We start from the raw sequence: 21,501 nt of genomic DNA, 5'->3' as shown, positions 1-21,501 counted from the left end.
GTGTGTATTTCCCCCGAAAAAGCAGCTGTGCTTCGCATCTGTGCTTTCTCACTTTTATTGGACTGAACTTTCCGCCAAACGGTTCCCGGCTGAGGGAAAGTTTTTGAGACTATTTTTTAACCAGACTTTCCGTGGCCATGCGGCAGGCAGCCTTTTGAACGGCGTTGGAGTTATGCCGGGTATGGCACCCCACGGACATCTGGTGGCCTCGGTCTTCCCAAGTGGTCCATTCCACCAAGGAGCCGTCCCCGGGGTCTTCGGTATAGGTCAGGCGCCCTGCCTCATCGGTGGCATCGCGAAGCGTCGGATCTTCGTCGACCTGCGCGTGAATTTCTTTGAACAGGGCATCCGCCGGCACGTTAAACATCTCATCCGCCGCCAGCAGGATGCGTAGGTTCGGGTCTTTCCCGGTGGCGGTGACCAGACCATCTTCTACCTTGGTGTGGAACCCACTGGGGACTACTACTGACATTCCTTCCACGTCTAAGCGCTTTTCGCCTGGGTTCAATTCGTCGCTGCCGGAATCTGACGCGCCTGGCATTCCCGGTTGCGGGGAGGCCGGCGCGGACTCCGCCGCACCATCGCCGCTTGGCTCGGCAGCGCGGGGTTGCGGGTGCGCGGTATCCGAAGCGGCGTCGTCATCGTCTGAAGCTTGGGCACCGATGGCCCACCAAGAAGCCCCAGCCACGGCGATGATGACCACGGCAATTGCCACATGAAAGATATCGATGGCTCCGAGCCAACCGCGCAGGCGGTCGGTCCAACGTGGGGTTAGTGGCTCGTCGTAGGCAGGCGCCTCCATCACCGTAGTGGGAGGCGCCGAATCCGTGACTGAATCCCTGACTTCAGGAACCGATTGAGGAGGCGGACCGAGTGGGTCCGGGGCCGCTAGCGGGGAAATGGCTGGTTCTGGGTCGATGAGGCGCACCCCGGTGACTTCCAATTGCCGGCAGATGATGGTGGTGGCTTCCTGCGCAATGCCCGTGCCGGAAGAATCTGCCACCACGCAGGCTTCCACGTCGGGCCAGGACGATCCCGCCATCTTGGATATCTGATCCATGACTTGGCCTAAGGCCCAGCCTTCCACAATGCCGGTTCCCGGCAGGTCATAGCGGTAGACCGTTTCGGGCCCTTCAAAGATGGTGGCCGCATCCAGGATGGTGACGGTAATGGGGCTGGCGGTGGTCTCCCCACCAGTAGGGATAGGGGTGTCGGTTGGCGCATTCGCGCTGAGATTGGTGGTCATTTACTTCTCTCCTTCTAGGTACACCGCTTGGGCGACGCCGAGGTTTTCACCGCGGATGCTCCACTGACCGCGGCCGGGTGGTTGGTGGCAGGGCTTGAGTCCGAAGATGGTTCCTTCGTCGCGGTCGGCGTCGAAAAGCAGCAGCGCCGGCTGCAGATCGCGCACCGCGGAAAAGAATTGGCCAAAGAGGGCACGGCCGATGCCGCCGGATTTGCGAGCGATAACAAGGTGCAGGCCAATGTCGCGGGCATGGGGAAGCAACTCCAATAGCGGCGAGAGAGCGATATCGCTCAGCAGGTCCGCATCATCGATGACTAGGTAAATGTCTGGGCCCTGCCACCAATCTCGTGCGGCGAGCTGCGCCGGGGTAATGTCCGGGCCAGGCAGGCGAGATTCCAGGGTCCGGACTGTATCGACAATGGTCTCTTGCGCACTCGACTGCGTCGCGGCATACGCCGCAACCATGTTCTGGTCCAAGGTTCCCAGGTGGGCTCGGCGCTGGTCGATGACCACGAGCCGGGCGTCTTCCCGCGCAAAGGCGCTAATGCCGCACATGATCTGCGCCAAGAAGGTGGATTTGCCGCAGCCCTGCGCGCCTATGGCCACTAGGTGCGGCTCGCGCGATGGATTCCACGTCAGCGTATCGAGGTCGCGCCCGCCGATGCCCCAGGCAATCTCGCCGGTGGGCACATCCCCTTGAGCTGCGAGGGCGGCCGGGGTAAGCACGGCGGGCAGCATCTTGAGCTGAGGAACCGGCTGAGCCTCCGCATGAACGCGGCAGATGTGAGCGATGTCCTGGTTGGAGGTGCGAGCTAAGAGCATATTCTCACCCGTCAAGGTGAGCCCGCGGCCCGGCGCGCTGGGGAGCTTTTGCTGTAGTTTGCGGTCGATGAGCGAATCCAAGGCCTCGCCTAGGCGCAGCTCGAGGCGGTTGGCAATGAGATCGCGGATAGCGGGGCGCATCGTGGTCCACCGCGAAGTGGCAATGATGACGTGCACGTGGGCGGAGGCGCCATCGGCGACGATCTCGGTAACCTTCTCCGCTATGTCTTCAAACTCCGCATTCGAGGTACCGATGTGGTGCCAGCCATCAATGACAAGGAAGGTTGCGCACCGTTCTGGACGGCGGATAAACCCAGCTACTTCGTCGACGATGCGCCGTACCTTTTCGCCCTCCTCGCGCCCGGCAACTCCGGCCACGTGGGGCAGTCGCTCCAGGGATGCTAGCTGACCGCCGCCAAGATCGATGACGTAGAAGCGTGCCGCCTGCGGATCATGCCGTAGAGCTAGCGCAGAGACGATCGTGCGCAGCGCACTCGACTTACCGGACTGCGGGCCACCACACAGGGCCATGTGTCCGCCGTGCTGGGTGAAATCAATAATCAACTCATCCTGGCGTTGGTAATACGGCCTATCGATAATGCCGATGGGCGCGCGCAGCTGTCCCTGGTCCGCCGCAGGCGCGGTTGCACCCGCGTCATCTGCACCGGAAAGCCCTGGCAACGCGGATAGCTCAATAACCGGCGGTAGCGGCGGCAACCAAATGCGGTGCGCCGATTGATCGCGCAGGTGGGCCTCTTCCGCCGCGGCGCGCACGACCTCGGTAAGCACAGTGGTGGAGTCATCGAGAACCACTGCAGCGCTAGCATTGTCTTCTTCCTGGGACCAGCCATCAAAGAGCTGCACGCGGCCGCGGGAGGCTGCGGGGTGGTCCAGGGAGGCGTCGGCAAGCGCCCGGCGCGGCAGGGGCCCGGACACGTAGGAAGCTTGGAAGCGGGTCAAGGCCTCGGCATCGGATTTGAGGTAGCCCGCGCCGGGCTGGCCAGGCAGGTGGTAGGCATCGGTCACGCCCAAGACCTGGCGGGATTCCGCTGAGGAGAAGGTTTTCAGGCCGATTCGGTAGGACAAGTGGGAATCTAACCCCCGCAAGCGGCCTTCTTCGAGCCTTTGGGAGGCCAAAAGCAGGTGCACGTGGAGACTGCGCCCCAAGCGGCCGACGGCGACGAAGAGTTCCGCAAAATCCGGGTGCTGGCCCAAAAGCTCCGAGAACTCATCGACCACAATGACCAAGGCCGGAAGCGGCCCGTGCTCACGCACGGCGGTGGCAGAAGCGTTGTACTCGCCGACATTGGCAAAGTTTCCGGCGGTGCGCAGCAGCTCTTGGCGGCGGTTCATCTCGCCGGAGATGGCATCATACATGCGCTCTACCAGAGTAGATTCCTCCTCCAGGTTGGTAATCACCGCGGAGGTATGCGGCAGGCGGTCGCATCCTAAGAATGTCGCGCCGCCCTTGAAATCCACGAGCACGAGGTTAAGCTCGTCCGGACTATGGGTAGCCGCCAGCGCGGTGACAAGGGTGCGCAGCAGCTCCGACTTGCCGCTGCCGGTCGCACCGATGCACAGGCCGTGCGGGCCCATACCGCCGTGGGCAGATTCCTTGAGATCTACCGTGACGGGCTGGCCCACCGTATCGATGCCGATGGGCACCATGAGACGCGCCGAGCCCTCCCGGCCATGCCACATGCCACTGGCCGCTAGCTCTTCCACATCGCGATAGCCCAGAAGGCCCATAAGGTCACTGCCGCGCCTGCCTGAAGTGCTATCGGGGCGGCGGTAGGAGGCCATACTGCGCGCGAGCAATGTCGCGCCGGCCGTACTCATTCCGTCGGGAGAACCAAGGTCTTCCACCCCTGCCGCGGTGACCACCTGCAGCTGCTCCCCTGCCACGAGGCTTAGTCCTTCGTGCTCGGCGCGTACCCCCAGCGCCGAAGACGGCGCCCCACCGACCTCAATGATGGTGGTATAGGAATTATCGTGGAAGAAGTCTTCGGTTCCCGTGGTCAGCACACCATCGACGATGAGGATGCGAAAGCGCGCCTTTTCCGGTGTGCGCGCATGGGGCAGCCACTTCAGCCACTCCCACTGGCCACCGATGGCCTCGATACCGCAGGTTTCCGGGCCATGCGCCAACGCCATCTGCAGCACCATTGCGCGCACCATATCGCGGGAGGGATCTGCGGGCTCTTCGCCCCGAGTCGACGCCATTCCGGACACGGACAAGAAGCGAAAGGCCTGCAGTTGGATAACTACCGGCATATCGGGAACGGTGCCCACCGCCTTAATGGTCTGGCGCATGCTCACCGCACACACCGGGTCCAAGTCTTCCGTGGCGCCCGAATCCGGCACGTTGATGGGGGTGCACAAAGTCGTTGGTCCAGTTCCCACGCGTACCTCGAGGGCGTCCGAGTCATCCGGGCCACGCTCCCACATACGGCGCGAGCCGACTAGAGTGCTGAGTTCCACCGGTGCCGGGTGGCGATAACTTTCATGTGCACGCTGCGCCGAGGCATTGCGCAGCGCCTTTTCTCGCAACGCTTTGATGTGGCGCAGGTAAGTGCGCCGGGTTTCATCCGGGTCCTGCCCGCTGTTATTGGGCCCAAACATCATGGCCATGCTCGCCAGCATCATCAATGGAAACATCAAGGCCATCGGGCTAATCTGCCGGGATTCCCCAGCGCCTAACACCATGAGGGCGACCATGCCGAGCATCGCCGCAATCATCACCACCGGAAGCAGCAGCCGCACCAGCGGCACCGGTTGTGGACGCACCGCTTCCGGGACCTCCTCGGCCTCGATGCTGCCGGTGGGCAGCGGCGGCGCAGCATCCCGCAATGGCATGGTCAACGGCTCAATGACGCGGGTATCCCCGATCCCAAGCATGCCTAAATAACCTCCCCCGAGCCACGCGCCAAGCGCCCTTGGCCCCCTGCCAAGATTCCCCGCGCTGCGGTGGACACGTCGCCACTAGTAAGCCACAATATGTGGCATTGGGCAAGGGGGACGCCCACAATCCATACATTTTTCGGGGGACATCATGACTACTGCAACGGCGCATCATTTGCGCCTTACCGTTCGCATTCATGCCGGCGCTTTCCACAAGGAGGCGGACGTGGCGCTACCGCTAAGCTCCAGCGTGGGAGAGCTTTTGGCGGAAATCACTGACTTGGTGGATGCGCCCACCATTTCTGAGCCTTGGCGCGCGAGCACAGCCTCCGGCCGCGCCATCGATCTCACCGCCCCATTGGCTGCCACTGCGCTCACGGAAGGCTCCATCCTGGTTATTAGTCCGCGCGAGCGCCGGCCTGCACCGGTGATTCGGGATGCGGCGGAATCGCTCGCCGCCGAGGCTGAGGAGGATACTACCGCCGCCCTTCCCACCGTCTGGGCATGGGCAGGAATGCTTGCCGCCTTCGTCCTAGTGTGGGTTAGCACCCTTCCCCTCGCGGCGTGGGCGGCGTTGACCGCTGGAGCCTTATTGCTCGCCTTGTGGACCCGGGCCCTATCGCTGGTGCACCTTAGCCTGGTGGCCGGCATGGCGTGTGGCTGGGTGGTGATTTCGCCCTCGCTTGGCGAAGCCCCCTTTGCCGCACTCACCGCCTGCGTCGCCCTCCTCATCGTGCTGCTTGCCTGCCATGTCACCGGGTTGAGCACGGTTCGCACTACCGCCGTGGCACTCACCGTCTCGGTGCTGTCGTTGGTCGCGGCATTGGGCTACCTGCTGCCCGGACCAGGTACGGGTCTCCAGGGCAGCCACGGTACGGCGGCTGCCGCCTGCGTGGTGATCGCCGGAATAATCCTGCTGGCCGCAGCTCCTGCACTGACCGTCGCCACCGCTGGGCTCAAAGTCCCGCAGCTGCCCACGGCCGGCCAAGACCTCGCTGTTTCGGATGCCGTCCAGCCGGATGTCGATATCCGTGCCCGGCGCGCCGGCAGCGCTTATGAGGGAATGTGCTGTGGGCTGGCACTCTGTCTCATTCCGGCCCTTATTTCCCTCTCGCTGACGGGCAGTGGTCCGGCCTTGGCGCCGACTAACGGCGCGCCCGACTCTCTCGCCGAGTACGTTGCGGTGCTCTTTGGTGCTGAGCACACCGGCGCGGGCTTCGTCCAAGCACTCTGCGTGACCACCGCGGGTGCCGTCGTTATGCATGCCGCCCGGCACGGTCGTGCGTTGGCTAGCTGGGCCCTGATGCTGCTGGCGATGACCGCCTGTCTCGCTACATGCTTGTGCGCTACCCACACGGTAGCGGATTCTGGGCTTGCCGATGCCTGGGCACCAATCCTTGTTGCCTGCCTGGTTCTCCTCGCCATGCTGAGCGCCCCGCTGTGGGCGCCCAAGGTGGCGGGGCTCGAGCCCACCACCATCGCGTGGTTTGAGCGCGTAGAATCCCTGGCCATTGCCGCTAGCTTGCCGCTGGCCGCACACCTAGCCGGTATCTTCGTGCTCATTAGGGGGCTCGGATAATGCGCGTGCTACCCACCGCATTAGTAGTTGCATTCGCGGCAGGACTGACCGCTGCTCCCTACGCGGCCGCGCGCGAACCGGACCGCGAATGCGCCGCCGCGCATTCCTCACCGCTTTCGCCCCAACCAAGCGAGGATCAGCTAGACTACCGGGCCCGTCTACATTCCTTTGCTACCGGGGAAGGCGTCAAAGTAGCCGTTATCGATACTGGCGTGGCCCGTCACGACCAACTGCGGCATCTCAGCAGTGGCGCGGATCTTGTCGCGCCGGAGGAACCAGAGCCGCATCGCGATTGCGACCTGCACGGCACCGTCGTGGCCGGTGTCATCGCCAGTCATGATATCGGTATCGCCCCGCGTGCAGAAATCTACGCTGTGCGCCAGACCAGCGCGCACTATCGCCAGGAAGCGGAAGACAGTACCACCGGATCGCTGGACACCTTGGCCCGCGCCATCGATGACGCCGCCGCTGCCGGTGCCCGCGTCATCAACATCTCCGTTGTCTCCTGTGTCCCGCCGGATGTGGCCGCGCAGGTCGATACTTCCCGATTGGATCGTGCTTTAGCGCATGCGGAAGACTCCGGCGCCGTGGTGATCGCTGCATCCGGCAATGCGTCCTCTGGCAGCTGTGAGATGGGTGACCGCGTCTTTCCGGCGGATTCGCCTACGGTGCTCTCAGTAAGCGCCCTCGCGGATTCACACGAACTCGCTGACTATTCGCTGAATTCGGCTGACGGCCCTCAGCTTGCTGCGCAAGGATTCATTCCGCTAGCGCTCAACCCCGCGGGTGGATGGGCCGATGGTAAGGAAGGCACAGACGGAACGGCGCAGTTCCATGGCACCTCCTTTGCCGCGCCGGTGGTCAGCGGCACCGCTGCCCTCTTGGCACAGCGCTTTCCAGACGATAGCCCGGCCGCCCTCCGCAAACGCTTGGAGGACGCCGCGGAGCCAGGACACGGCTTCATCGACCCGCTCACCGTGCTCACCCACGTGGAAGCGGGCCCGGGCGTCGATACCCGAGCTATGACCATCCACCCCGCCGACGAAGTCGACTCGCGCGCCCCCACACGCAGTGCCTGGGTGCTGGGTGGGTTAGCGCTGGCGCTTGCTGCGTGGGCGGTGTGGCGCGGGCTGCGGCCTAAGAACTAACCTGCAGCGCCTGCTCACGGTTGAGCGCGGAGCCTTCCGGCAGCAACCGCAGGATCTCCCACGGCACCTGCGCGCCCACTCCGGTGCCAAGGGCTTCCAAAGTCTCTTTGTCCTTGACCTCGTGCCGCTGCCCCGTGGGTGAGACCACGTGATAGCCATGGCCGCTGTCTACGCCTACGCCACCAGCGTTGAGCCCACCAAAGCGATGGGCCACCGACTCACCTGCCAAGGCGACAGTGCCCGCTTGGGCAGGTACCACTACCCCGCCGCCCTCGTTAGCAGCACACATCCAGCCATCGTCCGGGCTTAGGAAGCGGAAGGACGTGGAGGGAAGGTTGAGGTTTAAGGGGGCGTCGGCAAGCGCGGCGATCTCCTGCGGCGTGGCTGTTGTCTCCTTGGCACCCACGCCTGTGAGTATCTCCGCCTGCGTAGGCGTGAGCTCAGCTACGCCCTCGGACGTACGCGCCCACAAACCTTGGCCGGTATCGACGACCTCGGGTGGTTCGGCCGGAAAGTTCAGCGGTGGCAGCTCCGCAAAGGCATTGAGCAGCTCGGGTGGCACGGGCCAAGTGTGGGTACTATCGTCCACGCCCACCGCCCGACGCACGACACGCCCTTCGGTGCTGGAGGGATCTGGCAGCGCCACGCGGCCTTCCTGGGTGACAAGCCACTGCGTGCCCTCGGATTCCACCAGTGCGGCGCGCTCCTCACCGAGGCTTTTCTGCTCGGGCTCGGCAAGGACAATAACCTCCTGCGACGCTACCTGGTGACCGCCAATGCTGGTCGGGTTATCTGTAGACGGCGCCTCATCCTTGCCGGCCAAACACGCTGCCCATCGCTCTTGGGGATTCTCGCCTGCCGCCGCGAGGTACCCAGGGGCATCCGAGATACCCACCGGTGAGCCCAGTAGCGCTTCTTGCAGGTGCTCATCCCCAATGGTCTGCGCCTCGGCCGCCTGCCCGGCGATAATGCGCGCCGAAGCCAGGTTGAAAACCGGGTGGTAGGTGTCATTGACATCCACAAAGAGCTGGCCCTGCTCCGAGCGCACAATCGGCGCATCACCCGGCTGCGGGCTCGGCTGCAGCCAGGCCAACATGCCAGAGCCCACCGCAAGGAAGGCGACGCCGACCCCGCCGAAAAGGAGCGCTTTGCGGCGCCTAGCCAAAGGATCGTGAATCATGCGGATATCGCCTAAGACGAGCCCATGCTCGACGCGGCGGCGCAAGAATTTATGACCCGATACCTGGGCCTTGGTAGTAGGCAGCGGACGTGCCATGATTTTCCCCCGAAAAGTCTGTGTACACCCAGCACACAGGCTATCCCAGGTAGGCGACCGCTGCCACTTGGGCGTTAGTCAGCGCTGCGCCTTTCGCGGGTGACCTCGGCGCGCGCGGCTAGCTTGTCCGCCGCTGGGTAGTCAACGGCGACGAGCGAGAGTCCCTTTGCCGGGGCCACGGGGATGCTGGAAGAGCGCTTCGTCTCCTGCAGCAGTGCCGCGGCGAAGTCGGTATCGCGCCGCCCCTCGCCCACGCGCAGGCAACAACCCACCAACGAGCGCACCATCGACCAGCAAAAAGCATCGGCACTCACGCGGGCCTCATAAAGCTCCGGTTCTTCGGGCGTAGAAACATCGCGCCAGGAAAATTCCTGCAATTCACGGATGGTCGTGGCGTTCGGCTTGGCCTTACAAAAGGCCGCAAAATCGTGCAGGCCCACCAGGGCGGTAGCGGCTTCTTGCATGGCATCGATATCCACCGGCTTAATCCACTCGGCCGTATCCCGCGCACGGGTTGGCAGCGCGCCGCGCGGATTGGTGGTAATCCGATAGACGTAGTGGCGCCGCAGCGCCGAGAACCGCGCATCAAAGCCCGCGGGTGCGAACTCGCACCCGTGTACCCGAACGTCTTCTGGCAGAAGCTTTGCTAGCCGACGCACCAGCTTCCCCGGCTCCCCCGCCACCGAGCGCTGCGCCAGCATCTCAGTGGGAACGTCCACGTGCGCCACCTGGCCACGGGCATGGACGCCGGCATCTGTGCGGCCAGCGACCGTGAGCGGCACCTCCGTGCGCGCAATCATCGCCAGCTTCTCTTCCAATACGCCTTGCACCGTGCGCAGACCGCCCTTCTGCTTGGCCCAGCCATGAAAGTCCGTGCCGTCATAAGCCAAGTCCAAGCGCAGGCGAACGAACCCGTCCGCCGGCCCTTCGGGGGAAGTCGATGCTGCATCTGTCATAGTGGGCTTCATGCTACCGGAGCATCTTCTCCCCACCGGCGCTGGGTCGGCCGTGCAACGCCCCCTTGCTGGGATGCGGACATGAAAAAGCCGCCGCCCTCCCACAGATGGGGAAAGGCGGCGGCGAAGCGCTAGGGCCGAAGGGAAATTACTTCTCCTCGGACTCCTCAGCTGCGGTCTCCTCGGCAGGTGCCTCGGTCTCAGCAGCCTCGTCTGCCTTAGCTTCCTCGGCCTCAGCGGCCTTGGATGCAGCAGCGCGGGTAGCGCGGTTAGCCTCGGAGGTCACGGTCTCCTCGAGAACGAGGGAGATCTGGGACATCGGGGCGTTGTCACCGGCGCGGTTGTCCAGCTTGATGGTGCGGGTGTAGCCACCCTCACGGTTCTCAAACTTCGGGGCAACCTCGTCGAACAGGTAGGAAACAACATCCTTGCGCGGGATGAGCTTCAGGACTGCGCGGCGGTCAGCAATCGTGCCGGACTTAGCCTTGGTGATGATCTTTTCGATGTACGGGCGAAGAACCTTCGCCTTGGCATCGGTGGTCTTGATAGCGCCGTGCTCGATCAGGCTGGCTGCCAAGTTGCTCAGCATGTGAGCCTGCTGCTTGGCGGAGCCGCCGAGACGGGCACCCTTCTTAGGGGTTGGCATTGTGTACTCCTCGTATGCGGTAAAAGTTGAGCGCGCGGCAATTAGGTTATTGCCGCAAGTCAGCGGGGTTCTTTACTCGGAATCCTCGGCAGCCGGATCCTTGAAGTCACCGGTTTCTGCGTCGTAGCCCTCGAGCTGGGTCGGGTCGAAGTCCTCAGGGGTGTCCTTGAGAGCCAGGCCCAGGTTAGCCAGCTTGATCTTTACCTCATTGATCGACTTCTGGCCGAAGTTGCGGATATCCAGCAGGTCGGACTCGGTGCATTCAGCGAGCTCGCCCACGGTGTGGATCTCCTGACGCTTCAGGCAGTTATAAGAGCGGACGGAGAAGTTCAGGTCCTCGATCGGCATGCCATAAGCAGCGATGTACTCGGTCTCCTGCGGGGAGGGTCCGATCTCGATGCCTTCGGCAGCGTTGTTCAGCTCGCGAGCCAGGCCGAAGAGCTCGACCAGGGTGCCGCCGGCAGAAGCCAGGGCGTCGCGGGCAGAAATCGAGTTCTTGGTTTCGACGTCGATGGTCAGCTTGTCAAAGTCGGTGCGCTGCTCAACACGTGTTGCCTCGACCTTGTAGGAGACCTTGAGGACCGGGGAGTAAATCTGGTCGACCGGGATGCGGCCGATCTCACCGGAGGTAGGAGCGGCTGGGACATAGCCACGGCCGCGCTCGACGACGAGCTCAATGTCCAGCTTGGCGGTGTCATTCAAGGAAGCGATGTGCAGATCCGGGTTGTGGATCTCCACACCAGCCGGCGGCTGGATATCGCCCGCGGTGACATCGCCCGGGCCTTCCTTGCTCAGGTACATAACAACCGGCTCATCGGAGTCGGAAGAAAGCACCATGCTCTTGATGTTCAAGATGATCTCAGAAACGTCTTCCTTCACACCGTTGATGGTGGTGAACTCGTGGAGAACACCATCAATCTTGATGGAGGTTACCGCTGCACCCGGAATGGAGGACAGCAGGGTACGACGCAGCGAGTTACCGAGGGTGTAGCCAAAGCCCGGCTCGAGCGGTTCAATGACGAACTTGGAACGAGACGAGTCGATGAATTCCTCGGTGAGCTGAGGACGCTGGGAAATGAGCATTGAAATTCTCCTTTTCGGCGACCGCTATTTGACGCCGGTAGAGGGGTAAAAATCTTCGGGATTGAAGATTCCTGGTTATCCGCCAGGCCATTACAGGCCGTGCGGTATAACAGTTTACTTCGAGTAAAGCTCGACGATGAGCTGCTCCTGCAGCGGAATGTCGATCTGAGCGCGCTCGGGCAGCTGGTGCACGAGGATGCGCAGGGTATCAGGAACAACCTGCAGCCATGCCGGTACGTTGGCATCGATGAGGGCGTCCTGAGCATCTTCGAACCATTCCATCTTCTTGGAGCGGTCACGGACATCGATGATGTCGTACTGGGTGACCTTGTAGGAAGGAACGTTGATGTTCTTGCCGTTCACGGTGAAGTGACCGTGGGAGACAAGCTGGCGAGCCTGGCGGCGGGTGCGTGCCAGACCTGCACGGTAAACTACGTTGTCCAGGCGGGACTCGAGCAGGATAACCAGGTTATCGCCGGTCTTGCCCGGGAGGCGGTTAGCCTCTGCGTAGTAGCGACGGAACTGACGCTCCAGCACACCGTAGGTGTACTTTGCCTTCTGCTTCTCCTGGAGCTGCAGCAGGTACTCAGATTCCTTGATGCGGTTGCGGCCAGCCTGTCCCGGTGGGTACGGGCGGCGCTCGAATGCCATATCGCCGCCGACCAAGTCGACGCGAAGACGGCGGGATACGCGGGTAGCGGGGCCAGTGTAACGAGCCATTTTCTTACCTCTTCCTTTCCCTTAAACCTTGCGGCGCTTGGTCGGACGGCAGCCGTTGTGCGGCTGTGGGGTTGCATCCGTGATCGAGGAAACCTCGAGGCCTGCAGCCTGCAGGGAACGGATGGCGGTCTCGCGGCCGGAGCCCGGACCCTTGACGAATACGTCAACCTTCTTCATGCCGTGATCCATTGCCTTGCGTGCAGCGTTCTCGGCTGCCATCTGAGCGGCGAACGGAGTCGACTTACGGGAACCCTTGAAGCCAACGTGGCCGGAGGATGCCCAAGAGATAACAGCACCGGTCTGATCGGTGATCGAGACGATGGTGTTATTGAAGGTGGACTTGATGTATGCGTGGCCGAGGGCCACATTCTTCTTTACGACGCGACGGCCGGAACGGCGCGCGCCGGAACGAGTCTTTGGAGGCATGAATTACTTCTTCTTTCCTGCGATCGTCTTCTTCGGACCCTTACGAGTGCGCGCATTGGTCTTGGTGCGCTGGCCACGTACAGGCAGGCCACGGCGGTGGCGCAGACCCTTGTAGCTTCCGATTTCAATCTTGCGGCGGATATCAGCCTGAACCTGACGGCGGAGGTCACCCTCAACCTTCCAGGTAGCCTCAATTGCGTCACGGAGCGCCGACAGCTGGTCATCATCCAGGTTGTCAGTGCGCAGGTCAGGAGAAATGCCAGTCTTTTCTAGCAGTTCCTTGGCACGGGTTGGACCGATGCCGTAGATGTAGGTGAGAGCGACCTCCATGCGCTTATTGCGGGGAAGGTCAACACCAGCTAGACGTGCCATATGGCGTGTCCTTTCGGGTTGTTACGGCGGTTTTCTCCCCATCCGTCCCGCTCCATGCAACGCTTCGCCCGGACCGTGCCGGGAATCCTTGGGTTGCTTACCAGTGCGGGCTCAGGCCACCGTAGCCTGAGGTGGACAGGGTGAACCTACAGGTTCACCCTTGGGTGAGGAGGCTTACTGTCTTTACTTGTAGCGGTAGACGATGCGTCCGCGGGTCAGGTCATAAGGAGACAGCTCTACAACCACGCGATCCTCTGGGAGGATGCGAATGTAGTGCTGACGCATCTTGCCAGAAATGTGTGCAAGAACCTTGTGTCCATTGTCGAGCTCGACACGGAACATTGCGTTGGGCAAAGGCTCGATAATGCGGCCTTCTACCTCGATTGCGCCTTCCTTAGCCATAACCTCTACTTTTCTGGCGACGGACAAGTGCGCCGTCACCTGCATGTTTGTTGTCTACTGCGGTGGCGTATCCGCGCCAGCCTCGCTGACGCTATACACCGACTTAACAGCATACGCTGCAGCGACACGTTTTCCAAACCGCTGCGCTTTCCGACGCCCCGCTCACTCGCCCGCCACTCACCCTAAGCCAGCAAAATCCCCCGAACCAGGTCTCCTTCTCGGGAGCCGGTTCGGGGGATGAGGCTTTCGCTTAAGCGCGGGCCTTAGTAGATAAAGACCTTATCGCCAACCTGTACATTATCCCAGTAGCGCTTTGCAGCGTCTGGCGGAAGGTGAACGCAGCCATTGGAATCAACAGCCGGGTCATCCAAGTGGAAGGCGTGACCGTTATTGGTGAAGTAGATGGAGTACGGCATCGGCGCGTTGTTGAACTCGCGGGAAATCTCATGCTCTACCTTGCGGGTAACGTGAAAGGTGCCGCGCGGGGTTTCCTGACCGCGCATGCCGGCGGACATTGCCGGGGACACGTAGGACACCTTGCCGCCATCCTGCAGCCAGGTGCGTCGACCATTGAGGTCGACACAAACCTTCGCATCGGCCGGGCACGGGCCACGGTCGAACTGGTTAGCACGACGCTGTGCTTCCGCCTTGCGTGCCGCAGCCTCAGAACGAGCCTTCTCAGCAGCGACGCGCTCAGCGTTGGCGCGAGCAGCGGCCTCGCGGGCCTTGCGCGCTTCCTCATTCTTCTGTGCAATCAAGCCTGGGAAGAGGAATTCTACGGCGCCGTCCACAGCGGTCTGGACGCTAGGTGCCAGTTCCGGAGAGAACTTCTCTGCCTGGTCCAGGATCTGGTTGCGGGTATTCCAGGCCTGCTCGCGGGATTGGCCGTAGAAGTTATCCAGCTGCTTCTTTGCCTCAGCGGTGAGCTGGTCCAAGCCGGACTGGGAAGAGAACTGAGCGAGGTCGGAATTTGCCTTGGAGCTGAGCTGATCCAGGTTCGGAATCTCCTGGGCGGAAGCGGCAGGAGCCGCAACGGTGGTGCTCAAGGCCATCACGCCAGCGACTGCGGGCGCTGCAACCGTGGCACGGATCTTGCGGAAGCTAAATTTAGACATGGCTGTGAGTATAAACCTTTCAGGGGCATATGCCTAGTGCAACAGGCAATATCGGGGAATAAATGTCAGTAGCGGCGGGTAAGAATACGGGGACCATCGGCGGTCGCGGCCACCGTATGCTCCCAGTGAGCGGCAAAGGAGCCATCGAGGGTAACGACCGTCCAGTCATCCTCTAGCACGGCGGAATCCTCTATGCCCAAAGTTAGCATGGGTTCAATGGCCAGCACAGAGCCTTCTTGGATCAGCGGGCCACGGCCCGGGCGTCCCTCATTGGCCAGGTAAGGATCCTCGTGCATGGTTCGCCCGATGCCGTGACCGCCGTAGCCATCCACGATGAACAGATCCACGCCGAACTTCTGCTCGGCCCGGCGGGTGGCTTGCTCTAGGGCATGGGAGACGTCGGTAAGCAGATTGCCCGGAACCATAGCCTGCATGCCCTCCATAAGGACATACTCGGTGGCCCTGTTGAGGGCCGCGACATCAGCATCCAGCTCGCCCACTGCGAAGGACCAGGCACTATCGCCTACCCAACCGTCCAGCGTGGCACCGCAATCGATGGACACCAAGTCGCCTTCTGCCAGGATGGTTTCCTTATCCGGAATGCCGTGCACGATGACGTCATTAACGGAAGCACAAATGGAGCCCGGGAAGCCCTCGTACCCCTTGAAGGTGGGATAGGCGCCGGCATCGCGAATAGTCTGCTCAGCCACCGCATCCAGCTCGAGGGTAGATACGCCAGACGCCGCAGCAGCGCGGACTTCCTGCAGTGCCTTGCCAACAATTTCGCCGGCGGCCTGCATGGCGTCTAGCTCGCCCGGGGTGCGGGCGGGGATGCGCTTACTGCGGCGTCGAAAAGCCATGCTTACTTACCCAGTGCTTCCATCGCACGGGCGTTGATTTCCTCCACGGTGCCTTCGGCCTTAATGGAGATGATGGCATCGCCGTAGTGCTCGATAAGCGGGAAGGTTTCCTCGCGGTAGACACCGAGGCGGGTGCGGATGGTCTCCTCGTTGTCGTCGGCGCGGCCACGGGCCATCATGCGCTCAACCACAACATCCTCAGAGACCTCGAAGTTGAGAACTCCGTCGAGCTTCTCGCCCTTCTTAGCCAGCAGCTCCTCCAGGATGTCTGCTTGCTCGGTGGTACGTGGGAAGCCGTCCAGCAGGAAGCCATTCTTGGCGTCATCCTGGTTAAGGCGGTCCTCGACCATGCGGGCAGTGACGTCGGTAGGTACCAGCTTGCCTGCATCGATGTAGGACTTTGCCTCTACACCCAACGGGGTGCCCTCGCCGATATTGGCGCGGAACAGGTCGCCGGTGGAGATGTGCGGAACGTTTAGCTTCTCGCTGAGGATAGCTGCCTGGGTGCCCTTGCCGGCACCGGGAGGTCCTAGAAGTACAAGACGCATTACTTAAGTAGTCCTTCGTAGTTGGATTGCAGTAGCTGGGACTCGATCTGCTTGACCGTAGTCAAAGCGACGGAGACCATAATCAGGATGGCCGTACCACCAAAGGCGGACGTGCCGCTGGCGGAGGAGCGGCCCACGCCGAGATCCAAGAGGATATTCGGCAGGATGGCAATAACTGCCAGGTACAGGGCGCCCACGCACAGCAGACGGTTCATCACATAACCAAGGTACTCCGCGGTCGGACGGCCCGGGCGAATACCCGGGATAAAGCCGCCGTACTTCTTCATATTATCCGCCTGCTCTGCCGGATCGTACTGGACCGAGACATAGAAGTAAGCGAAGAAGATGGTCAGGACGAAGTACAGCACGATGTACTGCCAGGAGGAAGGTGCCTGCAGGTGCGCGATGACATTGCGCTGCCACCAGTTATCCGGGGTGCCGGGGGAGCCAGAGTTCACAATCTGGGTAATAAGAACCGGCATGTAGATAAGGGAGGAAGCGAAGATGACCGGGATAACGCCGGCCTGGTTGACCTTCAGCGGCAGGTAGGTAGAGGAACCACCGTACTGGCGGCGGCCGACCATGCGCTTTGCGTACTGCACCGGAATGCGGCGCTGGCCCTGCTCGATGAAGGTAATGCCAACAACCAGGATGACCAAGCCGGCTACGACCATGGCGAAGACGAGTCCACCATTGTTCTGCAGGATGCTTACACCATCGGTTGGCAGGCGGGTTGCGATACCAGCGAAGATGAGCAGGGACATACCGTTACCGATGCCCTTTTCGGTGATGAGCTCACCCATCCACATCACCAGCACAGCGCCGGAGGTCATGGTGATGACCAAGACGATGAGGGTAAAGAAGTTACGATCAGCTGCCAGGACCTGTACACCCTGGCCCAGCAGCTGCTCGCGGTCTGCCAGCGCGACAATGCCGGAGGATTGCAGCAACGCCAACGCGAGGGTCAGGTAGCGGGTGTACTGGGTCATCTTGGCCTGACCGGACTGGCCTTCCTTCTTCAATTCCTCAAAGCGGGGAATGACCACGGTCAGCAGCTGCACAATAATCGACGCCGTAATGTACGGCATGATGCCGATGGCGAAGATCGACAGCTGCAGCAGCGCACCACCCGAGAAGAGGTTGATGACGGAGTAAAGGTCACCGGACTGCTCGGTCAACTGGCGCAAACGGCCAGCAATAGACGCATAGTCAACACCCGGGGACGGGATCTGTGCACCGACGCGGTACGCGATGATCATCACGATGGTGAAGATGATCTTCTTACGTAGGTCGGCATCCTTAAAAGCCTGGACAATGGCGGACACTACAAAATCCTCCTGGCCTACCGCTGCCGAACGCGAAATCTAGGGAGGGTTTCGCATTCATTCACGGAGGTGGAAACTCATCTACCCCTAGGAAACCGCACCCCCTGCGCCAGAAAGCTTAGGGGAAATTCAGGTTTCCTTCAGGGACGGTTGAACACTTATGACCCCATTACCCTACCAGCCTTGCCCCGCATAGCCACATTAAGACCCAATAGTGTGACCATGATTGCTTGTCCTTTCGCGCGTTTTGCATCTGGGGTTTACCATGAGGGGGTATTGCACACACGCAATTCTCCTGAAATATCTCCGACCTCACAGCCCTTCGCGCTTCGAGGCCGTTATTGGTGTGAACCAAATGTTTCGAAAGAAGTACTTATGAGCAAGAAATTCACGCCGATGACCGTTGCTGAGATCATCGACGTATTTGTCCCTAGCCCCAACCCCTTCCGCTGGGAGGCCTTCGATGGGTCCGCGACCGGACCGGAAGACGCCCAGTACAAGGTGACTATTAATAGCCTCGAGGGCCTCTCCTTTATCGCTACCCACCCCGGCGACGTGGGATTTGCGCGCGCTTATGTCACGGACGGCATTACGGTGCATGGCGATCACCCGGCCCACCCCTATGGCATTTTTGACGCGCTGCATGCCATGTATGACAAATTCCAGAAGCCGGATGCCAAGACCCTGGCCCGCGTTGTTCGTTCCCTAGCGTCCATGGGCGCCTTCCAGATCCAGCCGGTCCCTGAGGTGGAGCGGGCTTCCTGGTTGCGCCGCAAGCTACACGACGGCCTTTCCAAGCACTCGAAGCAGCGCGATGCCGATGTCATTTCTGATCACTATGACGTTGGCAATGATTTCTACGAGCTCTTCTTGGGCGATTCGATGACCTACACCTGCGCCTACTACCCCTCCCCGGATGCCACCCTGGAGGAAGCGCAGGAGAATAAGTACCGCCTCATCTTTGACAAGCTGCGCCTCAAGGAAGGCGACCGACACTTGGATGTGGGCTGCGGCTGGGGCGGTATGGTGCGCTACGCGGCGCGCCGCGGCGTGAAGTCCGTCGGCGTCACCCTATCCAAGGAACAGGCCGAGTGGGGCCAGCGCAAGATTGAGGAGGAAGGCCTCCAAGACTTGGCGGAGGTCCGCTTCATGGACTACCGCGATATCACCGAAGAGGGCTTCGATGCTATCTCCGCCATCGGCATTATTGAGCACATTGGCGTGAAGAACTACAACGACTTCTTCAAGTTCCTGCATGGCAAGTTGAAGGTCGGTGGCCTGATGCTCAACCACAACATCACCTACCCGGATAATCACAAGACCCCCAAGGGCGGCTTCATTGACCGCTATATCTTCCCGGACGGCGAGCTCACTGGCTCCGGCAATGTCACCAAGGCGATGCAGGACAATGGCTTCGAAGTCATCCACACCGAGTCCCTCCGCTTTGACTACATGCGCACGCTGCATGATTGGTGCGAGAATCTGAAGGAGAATTGGGACGAGGCCTGCGCAACCGTAGGACTGCCCACCGCTCGCCTCTATGGCATTTATATGGCCGGTTCCGAGTGGGGCTTTGAGCGCAATATCATCAACCTGTACCACTTCCTCGGCGTCAAGCTGGGTGAGGCCGGCTCCCGCGCCGGCGTGCCTGAGCGCCGCTGGTGGGAAGATAGCCGCTTTTAAGGAGGGGTGCCATGACTCTCATTGATAACCTGCGCGAAAGCCTCGCCGCCGCCCAGCCGCGGCCGGTGGATGCCATGCCCATTGAGCCGGTGGGGTGGCAGGCGCACCAGGAGGGCGTCGATAAGCTGCTGGCGAGCTTCCGTGCTGTCCCGGCCGGAAAGCGCGTACGCCTAGCCAAGAAGACCTCCAACCTCTTCCGCAGCCGCAGCGAGGAGCAGGAGGGCCTCGACGTGTCTGGCCTTAGCGGCGTCATTGAGGTCGACCCAGTTGCTCGCACGGCCGATGTGCAGGGCATGTGTACCTATGAGGACCTCGTGGATGCCACCCTGCCCCATGGCCTCATGCCCTTCGTCGTCCCGCAGCTTAAGACCATTACTTTGGGCGGTGCGGTAACTGGCATGGGCGTGGAATCCACCAGCTTCCGCAATGGTCTCCCACACGAGTCCGTGCTGGAGATGGATGTCCTCACCGGCACCGGCGAGATTCTCACCTGCTCCCGCGAAGACAACGTCGATCTCTTCCGCCTGTTCCCCAACTCCTATGGCTCGCTGGGCTATGCGGTGCGCCTCAAGATTGAGCTGGAACCCGTGCCCGCCTATGTAGAGCTGCGCGAAGAGCGGTTCCACACCGTGGAGGAGGCAAGCCGCGTGCTTGCCGACGTCGCCTCTTCCCACACCCACCGCGGCGAGCCCGTCCACGGCCTCGACGGCGTGGTCTTCTCCGAGGACGAGGCCTACCTCGTCTTCGCCCGCTTTACCGATGAAGAGGGCCCAACCTCCGATTACACGCGGGACAAGATTTACTACCGCAGCCTCCAGCACGCCTCTGGCATCCGCCGCGATCGCCTCACAATCCGGGATTACATCTGGCGCTGGGATACCGACTGGTTCTGGTGCTCGCGCGCTTTTGGTGCGCAGAACCCGAAGGTGCGTAAGGTGTGGCCGCGTGAGCTTCGCCGCAGCTCCTTCTATTGGAAGCTAGTCCGCCTCGACCGCAAGTACGAGCTGGAGTATAACTTCATCAAAAAGCCGCACGGCAAGCCGCGCGCCGAGCGCGTGGTGCAGGATATTGAGGTCACACCGGAGAACCTGCCGGAATTCCTCCACTGGTTCTTTAACGCCTCCGATATTCAGCCGGTATGGCTGTGCCCCATCCGTCTGCGCGATGGCGTGGACGAGCTCGTAGCCACCGGCGACATCGCCTCTGACTCCGGAGACCCATGGCCGCTCTACCCCCTTCGTCCCGGACAGACCTGGGTCAACGTCGGCTTCTGGTCCGGCGTGGACGGCGACCACGTCGATCCATCCGCCCCGAATAATGGCGCGTTCAATAAAGTCATCGAATCCAAGGTCAACGAGCTAGGCGGGCACAAGTCCCTTTACTCCGAGGCCTTCTATTCCCGGGAGAAGTTTGAAGAGCTCTACGGTGGAAGCCTTCCTTCGACTATTAAGGCGGTTACCGACCCGGATGACCGCTTCCCTGGGCTATACGAAAAGACCGTGGACGAGGCCTAGCCCTCCCCCACCCCGCACGGCCTGATACGCACAGAGGGTGGAGCGCCCTTCCTAGGCGTTCCACCCTCTTCCTTTTCCCTTATCTAGGACGACCGCGCTCTAATATGCCGCGGTGATGTTCTCATAGCCGTTAACCTTCAGCGCATCCATGACGCGCTGCACAGCGGCCTCGTCCTTGTCCGGGTTATAGGTCTCCGGGAAGGTCAGGTGGGCGGAGTGGTCATCCTTAAACTCGATGTTCATGAACTCGTGGCCAGCCTCCTGGGTAGCAAGCGCCAGCTCGCGCTGCACGGCTAGCTTGCCGCTCTGCAGGTTGCCGCCGTTGAAGCCAGGATCGACCTGGTCGGCACCTTCCCCCTCACCGTTGATGACATCTTCCTTGTCACCGGTAATACGGCCCTTCTCAGCGTGCGCACCCGGCTGCTGGTCCTGAGCGGTCTGCTCGCCAGCCTCGGCCGGCGCGGTTTGGGTGGTCTCAGCAGGATCAGGCTGGGACAGCTGGTCCTGAGCATCGACTGGGCCGGTAGAGCCAGCAAACGGCATAATCGCAGCAATTGCGGTGGCGAGCAGGGAAGAAATAGACGACATAAGAGTCTCCTTAACGTTTGATGATTTTGAACTAAGGGAGACTCTAACATTCGTGAATATAAATCGCCATACCCCGAGCCTTATTTATTAATAAAGGTTTGCTGTCAATTATTTTCAGCACCAATGGCGCGCATAGCCCGGGCGCCGCGTTATATAGCGGCACTGGGATGCTTGATTTCTAGCGGTCGTGGAAACACCTGACATGGGTTAGGTGATTGTGTGGAGTCGAAATGGGTTCCGGATTCTGCTGTTGTGGCGCGGTTTGCGTCGTTGGTTCGGGCTGGTAGTTCA

Annotated in this window: 19 protein-coding genes; 4 read left to right on the top strand and 15 right to left on the bottom strand. The window is 61.4% G+C overall.

The window, feature by feature from the left end:
• Positions 1 to 109: 109 nt before the first annotated feature.
• Both MHK00_RS09690 and eccCa read right to left on the bottom strand, forming a co-directional pair.
• Positions 110 to 1,246, bottom strand: coding sequence for a type VII secretion-associated protein (locus MHK00_RS09690; protein ID WP_250411560.1), 1,137 nt, complete (start codon positions 1,244 to 1,246; stop codon positions 110 to 112).
• A complete protein-coding gene (gene eccCa, locus MHK00_RS09685) occupies positions 1,247 to 4,966 on the bottom strand; it encodes a type VII secretion protein EccCa (protein ID WP_250411558.1) in 3,720 nt (1,239 codons plus the stop codon).
• Positions 4,967 to 5,120: 154 nt separating this feature from the next.
• Between eccCa and eccD the strand changes: the two genes are divergently transcribed.
• Positions 5,121 to 6,548: a type VII secretion integral membrane protein EccD gene (gene eccD / locus MHK00_RS09680; RefSeq protein WP_250411556.1), complete on the top strand. Its 1,428-nt coding sequence runs from the start codon at positions 5,121 to 5,123 to the stop codon at positions 6,546 to 6,548.
• 5 nt (positions 6,549 to 6,553) lie between these two features.
• Positions 6,554 to 7,696 (top strand): S8 family serine peptidase, encoded by a 1,143-nt coding sequence (locus MHK00_RS09675; RefSeq protein WP_436232076.1) that lies wholly within the window; start codon positions 6,554 to 6,556, stop codon positions 7,694 to 7,696.
• On the opposite strand, the gene eccB is transcribed toward MHK00_RS09675, so the two are convergent.
• From eccB to secY, 12 genes are all read right to left on the bottom strand, one after another.
• On the bottom strand, positions 7,686 to 8,972 hold the full coding sequence (gene eccB / locus MHK00_RS09670; protein WP_150851298.1) for a type VII secretion protein EccB: 1,287 nt from the start codon (positions 8,970 to 8,972) through the stop codon (positions 7,686 to 7,688). The two genes, MHK00_RS09675 and eccB, sit on opposite strands and share 11 nt — an antisense overlap.
• A 74-nt stretch (positions 8,973 to 9,046) precedes the next feature.
• A complete protein-coding gene (gene truA, locus MHK00_RS09665; RefSeq protein ID WP_005328013.1) occupies positions 9,047 to 9,940 on the bottom strand; it encodes a tRNA pseudouridine(38-40) synthase TruA in 894 nt (297 codons plus the stop codon).
• Positions 9,941 to 10,076: 136 nt separating this feature from the next.
• The gene (rplQ, locus tag MHK00_RS09660) at positions 10,077 to 10,574 is read right to left on the bottom strand and encodes a 50S ribosomal protein L17 (protein WP_005322759.1); all 498 of its coding nucleotides are present in this window, start codon (positions 10,572 to 10,574) and stop codon (positions 10,077 to 10,079) included.
• Between the two features lie 72 nt (positions 10,575 to 10,646).
• Positions 10,647 to 11,657: a DNA-directed RNA polymerase subunit alpha gene (locus MHK00_RS09655; protein ID WP_005322760.1), complete on the bottom strand. Its 1,011-nt coding sequence runs from the start codon at positions 11,655 to 11,657 to the stop codon at positions 10,647 to 10,649.
• Positions 11,658 to 11,771: 114 nt separating this feature from the next.
• A complete protein-coding gene (gene rpsD, locus MHK00_RS09650; RefSeq protein WP_005322762.1) occupies positions 11,772 to 12,377 on the bottom strand; it encodes a 30S ribosomal protein S4 in 606 nt (201 codons plus the stop codon).
• Between the two features lie 21 nt (positions 12,378 to 12,398).
• Positions 12,399 to 12,803 carry a 30S ribosomal protein S11 gene (rpsK, locus tag MHK00_RS09645; protein WP_005322764.1) on the bottom strand — a complete coding sequence of 135 codons (405 nt, stop codon included), beginning with the start codon at positions 12,801 to 12,803 and terminating at the stop codon, positions 12,399 to 12,401.
• 3 nt (positions 12,804 to 12,806) lie between these two features.
• Entirely contained in the window at positions 12,807 to 13,175 is a 369-nt protein-coding gene (gene rpsM, locus MHK00_RS09640) for a 30S ribosomal protein S13 (RefSeq protein ID WP_005322765.1), read from the bottom strand.
• A gap of 183 nt (positions 13,176 to 13,358) precedes the next feature.
• On the bottom strand, positions 13,359 to 13,577 hold the full coding sequence (gene infA / locus MHK00_RS09635; protein WP_004566852.1) for a translation initiation factor IF-1: 219 nt from the start codon (positions 13,575 to 13,577) through the stop codon (positions 13,359 to 13,361).
• Between the two features lie 263 nt (positions 13,578 to 13,840).
• Positions 13,841 to 14,692, bottom strand: coding sequence for a L,D-transpeptidase (locus MHK00_RS09630; RefSeq protein WP_005328012.1), 852 nt, complete (start codon positions 14,690 to 14,692; stop codon positions 13,841 to 13,843).
• Between the two features lie 65 nt (positions 14,693 to 14,757).
• Positions 14,758 to 15,552 carry a type I methionyl aminopeptidase gene (gene map / locus MHK00_RS09625; protein WP_250411552.1) on the bottom strand — a complete coding sequence of 265 codons (795 nt, stop codon included), beginning with the start codon at positions 15,550 to 15,552 and terminating at the stop codon, positions 14,758 to 14,760.
• 2 nt (positions 15,553 to 15,554) lie between these two features.
• Entirely contained in the window at positions 15,555 to 16,100 is a 546-nt protein-coding gene (locus MHK00_RS09620) for an adenylate kinase (protein ID WP_005322769.1), read from the bottom strand.
• Entirely contained in the window at positions 16,100 to 17,425 is a 1,326-nt protein-coding gene (gene secY / locus MHK00_RS09615; protein ID WP_005322770.1) for a preprotein translocase subunit SecY, read from the bottom strand. Before secY ends, MHK00_RS09620 begins: the two co-directional genes overlap by 1 nt.
• Before the next feature lie 375 nt (positions 17,426 to 17,800).
• Here secY and MHK00_RS09610 point away from each other — a divergent pair, with 375 nt between their 5' ends.
• A complete protein-coding gene (locus MHK00_RS09610; protein ID WP_005322771.1) occupies positions 17,801 to 19,108 on the top strand; it encodes a class I SAM-dependent methyltransferase in 1,308 nt (435 codons plus the stop codon).
• Positions 19,109 to 19,119: 11 nt separating this feature from the next.
• Positions 19,120 to 20,622, top strand: coding sequence for an FAD-binding oxidoreductase (locus tag MHK00_RS09605; protein ID WP_250411551.1), 1,503 nt, complete (start codon positions 19,120 to 19,122; stop codon positions 20,620 to 20,622).
• 99 nt (positions 20,623 to 20,721) lie between these two features.
• Here the strand turns inward: MHK00_RS09605 and MHK00_RS09600 are convergent, their stop codons facing one another.
• Entirely contained in the window at positions 20,722 to 21,210 is a 489-nt protein-coding gene (locus MHK00_RS09600; protein WP_250411549.1) for a hypothetical protein, read from the bottom strand.
• Between the last annotated feature and the right edge of the window lie 291 nt (positions 21,211 to 21,501).

Source organism: Corynebacterium tuberculostearicum, assembly GCF_022347385.1.
GTDB lineage: Bacteria > Actinomycetota > Actinomycetes > Mycobacteriales > Mycobacteriaceae > Corynebacterium > Corynebacterium tuberculostearicum_M.
This window is presented reverse-complemented; position numbering and strand designations above follow the sequence as displayed.

Excerpts from the sequence above, each read along its gene's own strand:
- MHK00_RS09690 (WP_250411560.1), bottom strand. The coding sequence starts at position 1,246 with ATGACCACCAATCTCAGCGCGAATGCGCCAACCGACACCCCTATCCCT.
- eccCa (WP_250411558.1), bottom strand. The coding sequence starts at position 4,966 with ATGCTTGGGATCGGGGATACCCGCGTCATTGAGCCGTTGACCATGCCA.
- eccD (WP_250411556.1), top strand. The coding sequence starts at position 5,121 with ATGACTACTGCAACGGCGCATCATTTGCGCCTTACCGTTCGCATTCAT.
- eccB (WP_150851298.1), bottom strand. The coding sequence starts at position 8,972 with ATGGCACGTCCGCTGCCTACTACCAAGGCCCAGGTATCGGGTCATAAA.
- truA (WP_005328013.1), bottom strand. The coding sequence starts at position 9,940 with ATGAAGCCCACTATGACAGATGCAGCATCGACTTCCCCCGAAGGGCCG.
- rplQ (WP_005322759.1), bottom strand. The coding sequence starts at position 10,574 with ATGCCAACCCCTAAGAAGGGTGCCCGTCTCGGCGGCTCCGCCAAGCAG.
- MHK00_RS09655 (WP_005322760.1), bottom strand. The coding sequence starts at position 11,657 with ATGCTCATTTCCCAGCGTCCTCAGCTCACCGAGGAATTCATCGACTCG.
- rpsD (WP_005322762.1), bottom strand. The coding sequence starts at position 12,377 with ATGGCTCGTTACACTGGCCCCGCTACCCGCGTATCCCGCCGTCTTCGC.
- rpsK (WP_005322764.1), bottom strand. The coding sequence starts at position 12,803 with ATGCCTCCAAAGACTCGTTCCGGCGCGCGCCGTTCCGGCCGTCGCGTC.
- rpsM (WP_005322765.1), bottom strand. The coding sequence starts at position 13,175 with ATGGCACGTCTAGCTGGTGTTGACCTTCCCCGCAATAAGCGCATGGAG.
- infA (WP_004566852.1), bottom strand. The coding sequence starts at position 13,577 with ATGGCTAAGGAAGGCGCAATCGAGGTAGAAGGCCGCATTATCGAGCCT.
- MHK00_RS09630 (WP_005328012.1), bottom strand. The coding sequence starts at position 14,692 with ATGTCTAAATTTAGCTTCCGCAAGATCCGTGCCACGGTTGCAGCGCCC.
- map (WP_250411552.1), bottom strand. The coding sequence starts at position 15,552 with ATGGCTTTTCGACGCCGCAGTAAGCGCATCCCCGCCCGCACCCCGGGC.
- MHK00_RS09620 (WP_005322769.1), bottom strand. The coding sequence starts at position 16,100 with ATGCGTCTTGTACTTCTAGGACCTCCCGGTGCCGGCAAGGGCACCCAG.
- MHK00_RS09610 (WP_005322771.1), top strand. The coding sequence starts at position 17,801 with ATGAGCAAGAAATTCACGCCGATGACCGTTGCTGAGATCATCGACGTA.
- MHK00_RS09605 (WP_250411551.1), top strand. The coding sequence starts at position 19,120 with ATGACTCTCATTGATAACCTGCGCGAAAGCCTCGCCGCCGCCCAGCCG.
- MHK00_RS09600 (WP_250411549.1), bottom strand. The coding sequence starts at position 21,210 with ATGTCGTCTATTTCTTCCCTGCTCGCCACCGCAATTGCTGCGATTATG.